The organism is Bradyrhizobium sp. USDA 4341 (genome assembly GCF_054063755.1).
Map to the genome: position 1 here is coordinate 1,301,738 of NZ_JBSSGO010000002.1, position 14,233 is coordinate 1,315,970.

Consider the following 14,233-nt stretch of genomic DNA (forward strand, 5'->3'; position numbering starts at 1 on the left):
CACCTTGCGCGACGTCAGGCGCTGCCGACCAAGTCCTTTGCCATCAGGATGTCATCGTAGTAGCGGCCGTCGATCTTCAGGGCATGCTTCTCCAACCCGTACTCGACAAAGCCCGCGCGCTGGTAAAGCCGGCAGGCAGGCTCGTTGCCTTTCACCACGACGAGCTGCACCAGCTCGACCGATTGCGCGGCGAGCTCGAGCGCGGCATCGACCAGGAGCCGGCCGACACCGACCCTCCGCGCCAGCTGCCGCACATACATCCCGACCAGCATGCCCTTGTGTTGCCGTTTCGGCCCTTCCGCCGCGATGAAGCCAACGATGCCGGCGAGTTCATCATCCCGAAACGCCCCAAGTATCACCGCGCCGTGCGCGAGCCTCTCCGCGAACCATTCGACCGGATGCACGCTCTCCGTCTCATACGCACTGCCGAACGCGTCGGGACTCAAGCGCAGCGCCTCGAGACGGATGTCGCGATAAAGCGCAGCGTCCGCAGGCAAGAGGCGGCGAATCTCGATTGATTGCGTCGTCATTCCGTGTCCTGTCTCCGTCGCAGCAGCATCGCCGCTCGATCGGCATGTCGATCGCGGTATCTATCGCAAGGCCAGCCTATTCCAAAGGGGATTGGAGCCGGCAAGGGGATCGCCCCCTCGTATCCACGATATCGGCCGTCGCATGGCGGTAGACTCCGGATGACGCTTGCCTGACACTGGCGCATCGAGGAGAGGCCTATGGTTTTTTGGATTGCGAGTGCGGCTGGATTGGCGACAGCTTACCTTCTCGGTTCAATACCCGCGGGCTATCTCGCCGGGAAACTGCTCAAGGGCATCGACATCCGGGAGCACGGCTCCAGGTCCACCGGGGCCACGAACGTCTTGCGTACCTTGGGCAAGTGGCCCGCGTTGGTGGTCCTGCTGGTCGATGTGTTGAAGGGCGCGGGGGCGATTGCATTTGCCCGCTGGTTTTATCCCTGGCTCGGAACATTGCCGTCCGTCACGCCACCGACGGCGCCTGATCTGCAAACCTTGCTGCCTTGGGCGGTCTGCCTGGCCGGACTTGCGGTATTGCTGGGCCACAGCCGTTCGATCTGGTTGAATTTTACCGGTGGCAAATCCGCAGCGACGGGGCTCGGCGTGTTGCTGGCGCTGTCCTGGCCAGTCGGTTTCGGAGCCGCTGCGGCCTTTGGCGTTGTGCTGGCAATTTCCCGGATCGTTTCCCTGAGCTCAATGTTGGCGGCGCTCACTGCGATCGCGCTGGTCTGCGCCCTGGAGCAGCCATTGCCCTATCGGCTGCTGGTTATCGCAGGCGGCCTTTACGTGATCGCGCGCCATCGCGCGAACATCCAGCGGCTGCTGGCCGGGACCGAGCCGCGCCTGGGCTCAGGTGAACGAGAATCGCAAGCGGCGTCACAAGGCTAGTGTGTGCACTCGGAGGCGGCCGACGTCGCAAGCGGCGGCCCGCCACAGGTGGTGTCGCGCCGGGCCCAAGTCCGTCACGCCGTCGGATGTGCTCCTGAGATGGCCTCGATGACGTTTGACGAATGCGTCACAAAGCCGAAGCATTTCTTGACGTTGAACAGGGTTGCTTCAACGCAGTAGCCCGGCGAGGTCGTTGCGCAGCAGTCCTCGACCAGGAGGCAACCGTAGCCCAGGAAATTCGCGTCGGTGAGCGAATGCAGCACGCATTGATCGGTGTTGACGCCGGCAAACAGGATCGTCTTGGTTCCGAGATTGCGCAGAATGCTATCCAGCGGCGTGTCCCAGAAGCCGCTGATCCGGTATTTGTCGACGTGAATGTCCTCGGGCTCCTGCTTCAATTCATCGACCACGGCCGCGGCCCAGCTGTCCTTCTGCAGCACGCGCGCGCCACTGCCCGGCAACGGCTCGCCAAGGCCGATGCCGACGCCCTTCGGCTTGTAAAGATGGAGCTGGTTGGGCGCCATGTTCTTCAGATCGGGCCGATTGCCCCAGTTCAGCCAGATGACGTGCACGCCGGCCTTCCGCAACACCGGGAGAAGCTTCTGCAGCGGCTCGATCGGCGCCCGATCCGGCGTGTGGTCGAGGCCGAGATGGTCGACCCATCCCCCCTTCGCGCAGAAGTCGTTCTGCATGTCGACGACGATGAGGACGGTGCGGTGCAGATCGACCGTCACGGTTTGAGGCTGCGCGTCGATCGTGACCGCCTTGGGCGGCGGCGGCGCCATCGCCATGTTGACGTTGTTGTCGTCGACCAGCCATTTGTAGCCGGGAGCAGACCCAAGGGGATTGGCGGCGTCGGTCGCGGCGGATTCCGCGGCCTTGGCTAGCGTGGAACTCGTCATCGGATTGTCCTCCCTTGCCTATGTTTTCTTGGCTATGTTTTCTTGAAGTCTGTTGCGATCAGCCGCCGCGTTCGAACGGAATGGTCAGGGCCGAGGGCTGTCGGCTCTTGCCGACGAAGCCCGCGATAGCGACCAGCGCCAGCAAATATGGCAACAGCAACAGCAGCGCGACCGGCACATCGAGCTGCAGCGCCGGCATCAGGAATTGCAGCGCGGTCGCGAAGCCGAACAGCAGGCACGCCGCCAGCGTGTACCAGGGATTCCAGCCGCCGAAGATCACGGCCGTAATCGCAAGATAGCCCGCGCCCTTGGTCATGTTCTCGGTGAATGTATTGCTGTCCGCAACCGACATGAATGCGCCGCCGAGGCCCGCCAGGATGCCGGCGTAGAGCACGCCAAGATAGCGCGTCCTGGCGACGCTGATGCCGGCCTTGTCCGCGGCGCGCGGATCCTCGCCGACCGCCCGCACCGCCAGCCCGAACGACGTGTACTTCAGGATCAACCACGTCACGACGACCATCAGGATGCTGACATAGGCAAGGCCGGTCTGGTTCGCCAATGCCGGCCCGATCACCGGGATACTGGCAAGCCACGGCAGATTGAGCTGCGCGAAGCCGGGAATCGGATCGCGGGACAACGGCCCGAAAATCTCACGGTAGAGAAACGTGGTTGTTCCCAGCGCCAGGATGTTGAATCCGATCCCCACCACCAGCTGATTGGCACGCAATGTCACGCTCAGCACGGCCTGGACCGCGGCAACCGCCATCGCGACCAAGACGCCGGCCGCCACGCCGAGAAGCGGCGAGCCGGTCGCCCACGACGCCAGCGCCGCCGTGAAGGCCGACATCAGCATCATGCCATCGAGGCTGAGATTGAGCACGCCGGCGCGCTCGCTCAGCATCTCGCCGGTTGCGGCGAAGATGATCGGAACAGCAAGACGAAGTCCGGAACCGATGAACACGGCCATTTGTTCGTCAATCATCGGGTCGCCTTTCGGTTGGTGAGGATTGCGGAGCCTGCAATGACAATGACGATCAGGCCCTGGCAGATCAGGACGACCGCGGACGGGACGTGCGCCGAGATTTCCATGTTGATGGATCCCGATCGCAGGAAGCCGAACAGCAACGCACCGATCACCACGCCGACGGCCGAGCCGCGCGACAGCAGGCCGACCACCAGCCCGTCAAATCCGTAGCCGGACGAGAAATCACTCGTCAGATAGAACTGCTGGCCGAGGATCATGATCGCGCCACCGAGACCGCCCAGGCCGCCGGAGACCGTCATGGCCAGGATCACGTAGAAGCTCGTTCGCATGCCGGCACGGCGGGAGGCCGTGGCATTCAGGCCGACGGCGCGCAGTCGCAGGCCGAGCGTGCTGTGCTTGAGCACCAGCCACACCACGACGACGGCGATCGCCGCAATCAGCAGACCGATATGGAGCGGAGATCCATTGTCCGGGAACAGCAACGGCAGCTTGGTCGTGTCAGGAATCTCCGCCGATTCCGGCAGCGACGACACATCGCTGATCGGCTTGCGCAGCAGGTGAAAGGATTCGACCGACCAGTACACGAGCGGCAGCGCAATGAAGCTCAACAGCAATGTGCTGATGACCTCGTTGGTGCCGCGCGCCGCCTTGAGGAAGCCGGCCAGGCCGCCCCAAACGGCTCCGGCGATGGTTCCCACGGCGAGCGGCACGATGAACGCCAGTCCCAACGGCAGGTCGCCGGCGCCATGCAGGGCCGCTGCCGTCGCAAACATCCCGCCCATCGCGATCTGCCCCTCACCTCCCACATTGGTCAGGTTGGCACGGCTGGCGAAAATGAAGCCGAGACCGACCAGCGCGAGGCTGATGGCGCGATTGATCGACGCACCGATGTTGAAATCGCTTCCCGCCATGCCGTCCCAGAAGGCTTCGATCGCCTCGAGGACGGATGCACCGGTGGCGGCGATGATGAGCAGGCCGATCCCGAGCGCGATAAGGGTCGCTACCACCGGAACCAGAACCTGCAGCGGCACGAGTTCGAGCCGCGCGCCCTGCGCGACCCGCGCAAGCTTCGGATTTTTCATGACCATGGCCAACCTAGACATGCGCGTGCCCCGACATCATCGCTCCGATCGCCTCGCGGCTGAACGACCCGGCCGCGAGCTCGCCAACCAGCTTTCCGCGGTAGATCACCGCGATCCGATCCGACACCGCCATCAGCTCCTCGAGCTCGCTGGAGATCAAAAGCACCCCGAGCCCGTCATCACGCGCGGCACGGATGCGATTGTAGACGGCCTCGATCGCACCGACGTCGAGGCCTCGCGTCGGCTGCGCGGCGAGCAGGAACACCAGCGGATCGAGCGACAGCTCGCGTGCAAGCACCGCCTTCTGCTGATTGCCGCCGGAGAGGCTCGCCATCGAAACGTCCGGGCTGCTCGCGCGCACGTCGAAGTCGCGCATCATCGCCTCCGCCGCCTTGCGGCGCGCCGACTTGTCGAGCAGGCCGAAGCGGCTGAATTTTCCGATGGCGCCGAGAAACAGGTTCTCGGCAACCGACAATTCCCTGATGCAGGCCACCGCATGCCGATCCTCGGGAACGATGCCGACACCCGCATCCGTGATCTCCTGCGGCGTGCAACCGGCCACCGGCGTCCCGCCGACCACGATCGCGCCGGCGCTTGGCGAGGCGAGCCCGGCCAGGATCAGTCCGAGCTCGGTCTGGCCGTTGCCCTCGACGCCCGCGATCCCGACGATCTCGCCGGTGCCGACCGTGAGGCTCAGGCCATCGAGCCGCGGCACACCATGCGGGTCGCGATACACGAGGTCCGAGATCTGCAGCACCGCCTCGCCCGGCGACACCGGACCGGCCGCGTCTGAGGGTTTCGCCGGCGTCTTGCCTTCGATGTCGACTGCCGCAGCGAGCACCGAACCTGCCGACTGAACGTCGCGGCCGACCATCGAGCGCACCAGCGATCGGATGTCGGCGCCGTCCATCGCGACGGTCTCGATGATCCGGCCCTGCCGCAGCACCGTCGTGCGATCGGCTACGCGGCTGATTTCGCCCAGCTTGTGCGTCACCAGGATCACGGACTTGCCGCGCAGCGCCACCTGGCGGCAGATCGCCAGCAGCGCGTCGATTTCGTCCGGCTGCAGCACGGCCGTCGGTTCGTCGAGCACCAGCAGCTGTGGATCGCCGAGCAGGCATTTAATGATCTCGACCCGCTGCCGTTCGCCGACCGAAAGCTCGTCGATCCGCGCCTCGGGGTCGATTTCGAGCCCGTATTCCGCTGCGAGCTGCTCCATCCGCACGATGATGTCCTGCGGCTTCAGCACCGCGCTGGCGCGGCCGAGCATCAGGTTCTCGGCCACGCTCATGTTGGGCACCAGGCTGAAATGCTGATGCACCATCACGACGCCGCGCTGCAGCGCCTCCGCCGGGCCGCGCGGATCGAACGGCTCCCCGCCCAACGTCATCGTGCCGGCATCCGGCCGGTGCACCCCGAACACCAGGTTGCACAATGTCGATTTGCCGGCGCCGTTCTCGCCGAGCAGGCAGTGCACCTCGCCGCGCTCGATCAGCAGCGATATGTCGTCGAGCGCGGTGAAAGCCCCGAAGCGCTTGGTCAAGCCAGACAGTTCGAGAAGAGCCACGGTCAACCCACCTTGACTTTGATCTTGTTCGACAGCAGGTCGTCCTTGAGCTCCTTGATCTTGGCCTGGATCTCAGGCGTTGCGCCGGCGCAGATCTCGATGTCGGCCGAACGTGGCCCCATCGCGAGGCCGAACTGCTTGTACTCCGGGTGCCATGTTCCGGCGACGGCCTGGTCGATGGCATATTCGACCATGAAGCCGATGCCGCTGACCGTGTAGGCGATGTAGAGCGGATTGTTGTCGGAGCAGTAGTTGGTATAGCTCCCGATCATCCTGGTGCCCTTCTCGCGCGCCGCCTGCTCCATTCCGCGCACGCCGAGATTGAGGATGTTGTAGTGGACGTCAGCCCCCTGCGCGATCGCGGCAAGGGTCGCTTCTTTCGCCTTGGCGACGTCGTCGAAGTCGCCGGTGTAGGTCACGAAGCATTTGGTGTCCGGCTTGACGTGCTTGGCGCCGTTAGCGAATTCCGTTCCGGTGTTGACGATGGCCGGGATTTCAAGCCCGCCGACGTAGCTCACCGCGCCGTTCTTCGACATCATCGCGGCGACCGCGCCGGCAATGAAGCCGATCTGGGCCTGCAGCACGTCGTATTGCGCGACGTTTTCGGTCGGTTGTCCGGTCGGGCCGACGATGGAGAACTTCACCTTCGGGAAGCGCTTGGCGACCTTGAGCACCGATGCCTGGGTCTGCCCCGCGGCGCCGATCACCATGTCGTTCTTGCTCGCGAGCGTGACGAGCGCCTGCTCCATGTCGGCGAACTTGACGTTCTCGATCGACGTGATCACGACCTTGTTGCCGTGGCGTTGCTCGGCCGCCTTCATGCCGTTATAGGCCGACTCCATCCAGCCATGGTCGGCCCGCGACCCGGGAATGAGAATGCCGATGCGAAGCGGCTTCGCATCGTCGGCGAAGGCGAGTCGGCCTGATGAACTGATCCAGGCTGCCGAGAGCAGGCCTGTTTGCAGAAATGCACGACGGGTACCGTTCATCTGTTTCCTCCTGTTCGTTCCCGGTGTTGGCGCAATCTTTGTTGCGGCATTTTTTCAATCGGCAGCGCGACCGCTGCCGTCGTTCTCAGACTCGAAGCAACGTCATCTCCCGGCCATCGTCGCCAGCGCGCCGACGGCGTCGACGAAGCATTTCATCGGAGCCTGCACGACGCCGGCGCCGATGATCCCCATACCCGGCTCCTTGTGCGCCGTTGCGGTGTTGATGACCGGCCGCATGCTTTCGTCCACGACCTTGCGGATGTCGATGCCGACCGGAGCTCCGATGAAGTCGAGCATCGGCAGAGTGAAGCCGGGATTGCGGCCGATCGTGACGTGTGCCATCTCGCGCGAATAGCGCAGCGCGTCCTGCGGCGTGCCGCCGACGAACTGCACCATCGCCGGAGCCGCCGCCATCGCGAACGCGCCGAGTCCCGCAGTCTCGGTGATCGCGCTGTCGCCGATATCGGGATTGGCATCGGCCTCGCTGAAGCCCGGCAGGAATAGGCCGACGGGGATGTCGGCCGGACCGACAAACCATTGCCCGTTCAGGCCGCTGACCCGGATGCCGACATTCACGCCGTTGCGCGCCATTGCCGTGACGATGCTGCTGAACGGCACGCCGTGCGCGGCATCCATGGTCGCCTTGCACGCCGCCATCGACAGGCTGAGGAAGAACATGTCGTCCGCCCCGATCGTCCGCAGCGTTTGGTGAACCAGATCGCGCGAGATCGAGGACTTGAGCAGCGATTCCGTGACGGCGCGATACAGCAGCAGGGTCGCCGCCGTGTTGCGGTTGTGGACGTCGTCGCCCATGTGCAGCGATTGCGACATCAGCGGCTTCAACGGCAAACCACCGTCGATGCCGGCGACCGCGGCCTTCAGACATGGCGCCAATACATTCTCGATGAGCTTGAGGCCTTCGATCACCTCGGGCGCGAAGGCGCCGAAACGCAGCGTCTTGGCGCCGCCGGATTCCATCATCGGCGCATAGGCGCGATTGCCGGTGGTCTGGTTCAGCACCACGAAGAGCGGCATCGAGGGTGAGATGATCCCGGTCATCGGCCCGACCGCGCCGAATTCATGGCACGGTGCGAAGCGGATGCCGCCTGCCGCGACGAGTTGTTCGGCTTCCGCCTGGGTCGCCGCCCATTTTTCGTACAAAACTGCGCCGACGACCGCCCCCTTCATCGGGCCGCACATATCGTTCCAGGCGATCGGCGGACCGGCATGGAGCAGCGTCCGGCCCATGTCCGGCCAGACCTCGGATGCGTGCGCGGCGACGTCGACCCATACCGGCTGTGCGGTCAGGATGCGCTCGAGCACTTCCGCATTGGCGCGATCAATCCGCGATCCGAGGCAGTCGGAATCGCCGGCATCGCCAACCAGCTGCGCGAGACTCCAGGCGACCTCGGGACTTCCGTCGCCGACGGGCCGCCACTGCAGACGCACCAGCGGGGCTCCGCTGCTCTCGACACCGCGATCGAGGCCGGAGGCGCCGAGGCTGATGACGGAAGTCTTGTGCTGGAGCGCGGAAGGGGCTGCGTTCATCATCGTTCTCCACCTTGCATCACGCGACGCCCCGTGGCGTTGTCGCCGGCGGCCATGCGGCTCGCGATGGCTTGCGCGGAGCGGGCTGCGCCCGTGCTGCTGCCGACAATCTCCGCGCCGGCGTCCGCCAACATGGCCTTCTGGGTCTGGTAGGGCTGCGGGTCTGAATCCGTGCCGCAGACGAAGCAGACCACGGGAAGCTCCCGCCCTTGCGCTCGCGCGGCTGCCTTCGCCCGGCGGATCGCCGGAGCCAGGACCTCCGCCGGATTGGGGTGGCTGCCGTAGCCGAGCACGACGTCCAGAACGATGCAGGCAACGGTCGGATCGTCCGCTTCCTTCAGCAGACATTCGATCCGCACGCCATAATCGATCATCGGATGCGGACGCCCCACCGTGAATTCGTCACTGCCGAGATCGATCGCCGTGTGCCCGTGGCTCTCTTCCAAGTCGGCCAAGCGGTCTGCGCCGGCAAGCGGCGCGTTCGACCGGGCACGAATACCCGCCGCCCGCCAAATGGACTGGGCTTCCGAGCAGAACGTTCCGCCGGAGTAGAGACCGCGCAGGTAGCGCTGCGAGGGTGCCAGCGACGCACAGACCCTCGCTGCCAACTGCTCGATCGCTCCTTCATTACGCTCGGGCTGGCTGGGTGCCGCAAGCGCGACGGCCTGCCGCGCCGTCTCCTCGAGCGACGATGTGCGGTGAACATTGCCGGCGGATGCAGCCGGCTCGGCGCCGAGGAAGCAGATCACGACCGGCTTTCCAATCGCGCTGGCCCGCTCGATTACCCGCTTCTGGACATCGGGCGCGGGAGGCTTGGAGACGATGGCGACAACTTTGGTCTGCGCGTCGGCGGCGAGCAGCTCCAGGCCCTGCAACATCGTGATGCCGCCGACCTCGCTCGAAACGTCGTGGCTGCCGGTGCCGATGGCCTGCGAGATGCCCTGGCCATGACGATGGATCTGGCACATCACCTCCTGCAAACCCGTTCCCGACGCGCCAACGAGCCCGATCGCGCCGCGCCGAACAACGTTGGCAAATCCAAGCGGCACGCCATTGATGATGGCCGTGCCGCAATCCGGTCCCATCACCAGCAGGCCCTTCTGCGCCGCAACGCGCTTGATGGCCTGCTCCTGTTCGATCGGCACATTGTCGCTGAACAGCAGCACGTTCAGGCCCTGGCGCAGGGCCTTCAGGGCTTCCGCGGCGGCATAGGGGCCGGGCACCGAGATCAATGCGAGGTCGGCATGATCGGCAATCGCGACGCCGCCGGAAATCGAGCGCGGCGGCGCTTCCGCCGCGGCTTCAGTCGATCCGCCCTTCGGCTCTTCACCGGCGATCAGGGAGTGAATCTCCCGCTCGGCGGCTGCGAGCTTTTCGGGCGCATCGTCCGCCACAACGATCATGATATCGCCTGGCTTGGCGCTCTCGAGCGCCGGACTCATCAGCCCGGCCTGCTGCAGGAACTCCTTGTTGCTGCGCGTTCCCATCAGCAGCGTGACTCGCTGCACGCCGGTCCGAGCGACCGTGACCTGCGAGATCCGCATCAACGACACGGAATCCTTGTACAGGTTCGCCTTTATGCTGGATTGAATGGCCATCGCCTTGTCGTTCCCTTGAATCCCGCAGGCTGCTTGTTTGTCTTGTATGTGTGAGCTTGAGCCAGCGGCCAGCTCGATCGCCTGATCAGAATGAGGCGCCGATGCGCCCCAACTGCTTCAACTCGATGAGCGCGGGCCATCTTGCTCGACGCTCGAATGCAGATTGGCGCGGGCGAATGTCCCGCCGATGCGCCAATCCCGGTGGTTACTGAACGACGTGCGTCCCCGTCTCGCCCCGCAGCGCAGCCATGGCGCAATCGAGGTGACTGATGATCGCGCGCTTGCCGCCTCCCTCGAGAAACCGGATTGCCGCATCGACCTTTGGTCCCATGCTTCCCGGAGGAAAATGTCCTTCGCGGTGGTAGGCCTTGATCTCCTCGAGGCTGACCTGGTCCAGTTCCTTCTTGTTCGGCTTGCCGAAATTCACCGCAACGCGCGGGACCGCGGTCAGGATCAGCAACTCCTCGATGCCCAGCACATTGGCGATATGAGCGGATGTCAGATCCTTGTCGATGACTGCCGGCACGCCGGTGCGCACGCCCTTTGCATCACGAACCACGGGAACGCCGCCGCCGCCCCCCGCAATGACGATCGTTCCCCGCTTGACCAATGCATCGACCAGCGAGATGTCGCAGACATGCTTGGGCTTCGGCGACGGCACGACATGACGCCAGCCGCGCCCTGAATCCTCACGCATCGCCCAATTGAGCTCGGCGCTGATCTTCTTCGCCTCGTCCTCGGAGAAGAACGGTCCGACGAACTTCGTCGGATTCTTGAACGCGGGATCGTCCTTGTCCACCTCTACCTGGGTCAGCAGGCTTGCCACATGTCGCTGGTTGCCTTGCTCGCGCAGGGCATTCTCGATCGCCTGCATCAAGAGATAGCCGATGCCGCCCTGGCTGTGCGCGACGCAGATGTCCATGTCCATCGGCGGGATTCGGCTCATCGTCAGCATCTGGCGCATCATGATCTTGCCGACGACCGGGCCGTTGCCGTGCGTGATGACCAGCTCATTGTCGAGTTGCGCAAGCGGCAGCAGCGCTTCCGCAGTGATCCGCGCGACGGATTTCTGCTCCTGGGAAGTGCCCCTGATATCCTCGGGGTGAACCGCATTGCCACCGATCGCGACCACCAGGCGACGCGGCACGTCATTGAGTGTACGCATTTCCTTACCTCCCGGCATTCTGGACGACGGCAACCGCAAGCTCACACGCCTGCGCGTTCGACGGCGCAACGAGGATTCCGGCCTGCTCCAGTTTCTTGATCTGCGCGGAGCGTCCTTGCGGATCCTGCTCCGTGCCGACGACGGACGCGATCAATGCCGGCGCATCTTGCCCGCGATCGGCGACGATGCTGGTCAGATGCTCGGCGGGATCGGCATGCGCGCCATAGCCGAGCACAAGATCGAGCAGGACCACCGAAAGATCGCGGTTCTTCAGCGCAGCACGCAACGCGTCGTCGCGCACTGACGGGTCGATCATCGGGTGCGGCCGGCCACGGGTATATTCGTCGTCGCCGAGATCGATCAGCCGATCCCGTCCGGCGTTCGGCTCGACGCCGAGCTTGACCACGCCGGGGATGGCGGCATTCGACGCCACCTTCCGACCTGCGGCAGCGAGGATCACCTGAGCTTCAGCACACAGCGTTCCGCCGGCGAACAAGCCCTCGATGCCGCCTCGGCCACTGCGCGGAAGCTGCGACGCGACCGCGTTCGCGTCGAAACCTGCGCCGATCTTCTTGTCTCCCAGTGCCAGCTCCGCGGCGCCCTTCAGCGTCGGCGAGAAGCGGGCGTTCGGCGGCAGCTCGATTTCCGAAGCACCGATGAAACACACGGTGTACGACTTCCTGCTTCTGCCGATCCGCTCAAGCACCGATTTGGCGACATCGGGATGCGGCGGCTTCGAGATCAGCACCACGTGATCGGTTTCCGGATCGGACTCGAAGGCATCGATCGCCATCAGCGTGGTGATGCCGCCGATATCCTTCTTCAGATCGCGCCCGCCGACCCCGATGGCGTGGGAGATTCCCGCACCGGCTTCCGAGATCAGGCACGAGACCTCCTGCGTTCCGGTCCCCGATGCGCCGATGATGCCGATCCTGCCGCGCCTGATCTTGTTGGCGAACGCCAGCGGCGCGCCGCCGATCACGGCCGTTCCGCAATCCGGCCCCATCATCAGGAGGCCGGCCGCCCGCGCCTGCTGCTTGAGCGACAATTCGTCCTCGAGGGACACGTTGTCGCTGAACATCAGGACATGCAGGCCGCGATTGAGCGCCTTGCGGGCCTCGGCAGCGGCGAACTCGCCGGGAACGGAGATCAGCGCAAGGTTGATCTCCGGCCTGACCTTCACAGCGGCGGCAATCGAGTGCGGCCGCCAGGCAGCCTGCGCCTCGCCCTGGGTCTTCGGCTTGTCGAGCGACTTGATCGCATTGTCGAGGGCTTCGCGGGCAGCGGACTCGGAGGCGGCCTTGACCGCGATCACGAGGTCGTTGCCCTTCACGGCAGTGCCCTCCTCCAGCAGCCCTGCATTGCGCATGATCGCAGCGTTCGACGGAGTTCCCATCATCAACGCCGCCTCGATCACGCCGGGCGAGCCGGCCACCTCGCGCGACAGCCGCATCAGCGCGACCGAGTCGAGATAGAATCCCTTGCGGACCTCGTTCAGGACAACGACGTTCATGACACACCCAAATCCTTGGCGATCGCGATGATCGCCTGCTGGAAGCACGCCAACGGCGCCTTGACCACGCCGGCACCGACCTGGCCGATGCCGGGCTCGCGATGCGCGATGCCGGTGTTGATGACGGGCACCACGCCGGAATCGACGACCAGGCGGATATCAATGCCGGTCGGCACGCCCGCGAAGTCCATTGCGGCGATGGTCCATTCCGGATTTTGCGCTACCGTGATCTCGCCCATCGAGCGGGTGAAGTTGCCGGCCTCGGACGGCGCGCCGGCCCCGACGAAGCCTGCGACGGCGGGCGCCGCCGCCATCGCAAATCCGCCCAGACCGATCGTCTCGACGATGGCGGAATCACCCATGTCCGGATTGGCGTCCTTCTCGGAATAGCCGGCAAAGTACAGCCCTTCCGGCATTTCGACCGGCGCGGTGAACCACTGCTCGCCGAGCCCGCTGACGCGGATCCCGAAATCGGTGCCGTTGCGGCACATGGTGGTGACGATGGTCGCCCCCCGAATGCCGTTGGCGGGATCGGTGATCGCCTTGCCCATCGCCATCGCGATGTTGAGGAAGAACTGATCGTTCTGCCCGATGAATGCGAGGCATTCGGCGAGAACGGCGTTGTCGGTCGAGGTTCGCGCCATCCAGGGCGCGATTTCGCGAAGGAAGACGCTCGAGCAGGCCAGATTGCGCTGATGCAGCTCGTCGCCCATCGACAGGCCCCGCGCGACGATCGATTTAAGGTCGATGCCGCCGGCGACACGGATCGCCTTGCCGAGCGTCGGCCCGAACACGTCGCGCAGCCAGGCGAGCCGCTTCAGCACGCTGGCGTCGTTGCCGCCGAAGCGCATCACCTTGCCAAGCCCCTCGTTGATCGCGCAATAGGCGCGGTTGGCGAAGCGCGCGTTCTCGACCACGAACAGCGGCATCGACATCGTCGTCATGCCGGTCATCGGGCCGACTGCGCCGAAGTGGTGGTTCGGGTGAAATTCGATCTCGCCGTAGGCGGCGAGCTTGGTCGCGGTCGGCAGATCCTGCGCCCATCCCTCGAACACGATGGCGCCTGCGACCGCGCCGCGCATCGGGCCGCACATCCTGTCCCAGGAGATCGGCGGTCCGGCGTGGAGGATCATTCGTTCGCGCAGGCCCGGGATCAATTGGCGGGCGGGAACGATGTCGATCAGCCGCGGCTCCCCTTCGAGGATCCGGGCGAGCGCCTGCTGGTTTGCGTCTTCGATCAGCTTCATCGGTGCGCCCTCACACACCGAGCTTCGCGAGCAGGGCCGCCATCTGCGGATCTCCGCCCGCCGACGGCTTCCAGTCGAGGTGAACGACGTCGATGCCGCAGTCGCGGAGGTCCTTCACGAACCCCTCAAGCCCGACATTCACAACTTCGACCTTGCGCGCCAGCAACTGCTGATACTGCGGCCTATCCTGATCCGTCATCGTCTCCGCCCTAACCAAGTTCG

General features: G+C 64.9%; 13 protein-coding genes. 1 reads left to right on the forward strand and 12 read right to left on the reverse strand.

Features of this window, described 5'->3' with window-relative positions; all coding sequences use genetic code 11:
* Positions 1 to 14: 14 nt before the first annotated feature.
* A complete protein-coding gene (locus tag ACVIGB_RS12065) occupies positions 15 to 530 on the reverse strand; it encodes an N-acetyltransferase family protein (RefSeq protein WP_456722529.1) in 516 nt (171 codons plus the stop codon).
* Between the two features lie 198 nt (positions 531 to 728).
* On the opposite strand from ACVIGB_RS12065, the gene plsY reads away from it, so the two are divergent.
* Entirely contained in the window at positions 729 to 1,415 is a 687-nt protein-coding gene (plsY, locus tag ACVIGB_RS12070; RefSeq protein ID WP_456722528.1) for a glycerol-3-phosphate 1-O-acyltransferase PlsY, read from the forward strand.
* Positions 1,416 to 1,489: 74 nt separating this feature from the next.
* Here plsY and ACVIGB_RS12075 read toward each other — a convergent pair whose 3' ends face one another.
* The 11 genes from ACVIGB_RS12075 to ACVIGB_RS12125 form a co-directional block, all read right to left on the reverse strand.
* Positions 1,490 to 2,317 carry a cysteine hydrolase family protein gene (locus ACVIGB_RS12075; protein WP_456722527.1) on the reverse strand — a complete coding sequence of 276 codons (828 nt, stop codon included), beginning with the start codon at positions 2,315 to 2,317 and terminating at the stop codon, positions 1,490 to 1,492.
* Positions 2,318 to 2,375: 58 nt separating this feature from the next.
* Positions 2,376 to 3,299 (reverse strand): ABC transporter permease, encoded by a 924-nt coding sequence (locus ACVIGB_RS12080; protein ID WP_456722526.1) that lies wholly within the window; start codon positions 3,297 to 3,299, stop codon positions 2,376 to 2,378.
* Complete coding sequence (locus ACVIGB_RS12085; RefSeq protein WP_456722525.1) at positions 3,296 to 4,384, reverse strand: ABC transporter permease; 1,089 nt, start codon at positions 4,382 to 4,384, stop codon at positions 3,296 to 3,298. The genes ACVIGB_RS12080 and ACVIGB_RS12085 overlap by 4 nt, the downstream gene beginning before the upstream one ends.
* A gap of 13 nt (positions 4,385 to 4,397) precedes the next feature.
* Positions 4,398 to 5,951, reverse strand: coding sequence for an ABC transporter ATP-binding protein (locus ACVIGB_RS12090; RefSeq protein WP_456722524.1), 1,554 nt, complete (start codon positions 5,949 to 5,951; stop codon positions 4,398 to 4,400).
* Between the two features lie 2 nt (positions 5,952 to 5,953).
* Entirely contained in the window at positions 5,954 to 6,940 is a 987-nt protein-coding gene (locus ACVIGB_RS12095; RefSeq protein ID WP_456722523.1) for a BMP family protein, read from the reverse strand.
* A 102-nt stretch (positions 6,941 to 7,042) separates the two neighbouring features.
* Complete coding sequence (locus ACVIGB_RS12100; RefSeq protein WP_456722522.1) at positions 7,043 to 8,488, reverse strand: oxamate carbamoyltransferase subunit AllG family protein; 1,446 nt, start codon at positions 8,486 to 8,488, stop codon at positions 7,043 to 7,045.
* A complete protein-coding gene (gene fdrA / locus ACVIGB_RS12105) occupies positions 8,488 to 10,086 on the reverse strand; it encodes an acyl-CoA synthetase FdrA (protein ID WP_456722521.1) in 1,599 nt (532 codons plus the stop codon). The genes ACVIGB_RS12100 and fdrA (ACVIGB_RS12105) overlap by 1 nt, the downstream gene beginning before the upstream one ends.
* A gap of 205 nt (positions 10,087 to 10,291) precedes the next feature.
* Positions 10,292 to 11,251: a carbamate kinase gene (gene arcC / locus ACVIGB_RS12110; protein WP_092115048.1), complete on the reverse strand. Its 960-nt coding sequence runs from the start codon at positions 11,249 to 11,251 to the stop codon at positions 10,292 to 10,294.
* A 4-nt stretch (positions 11,252 to 11,255) separates the two neighbouring features.
* On the reverse strand, positions 11,256 to 12,764 hold the full coding sequence (gene fdrA / locus ACVIGB_RS12115; protein ID WP_456722520.1) for an acyl-CoA synthetase FdrA: 1,509 nt from the start codon (positions 12,762 to 12,764) through the stop codon (positions 11,256 to 11,258).
* On the reverse strand, positions 12,761 to 14,011 hold the full coding sequence (locus ACVIGB_RS12120; protein WP_456722519.1) for a DUF1116 domain-containing protein: 1,251 nt from the start codon (positions 14,009 to 14,011) through the stop codon (positions 12,761 to 12,763). The genes fdrA (ACVIGB_RS12115) and ACVIGB_RS12120 overlap by 4 nt, the downstream gene beginning before the upstream one ends.
* A gap of 10 nt (positions 14,012 to 14,021) precedes the next feature.
* Positions 14,022 to 14,210 carry a hypothetical protein gene (locus tag ACVIGB_RS12125; protein ID WP_456655227.1) on the reverse strand — a complete coding sequence of 63 codons (189 nt, stop codon included), beginning with the start codon at positions 14,208 to 14,210 and terminating at the stop codon, positions 14,022 to 14,024.
* Between the last annotated feature and the right edge of the window lie 23 nt (positions 14,211 to 14,233).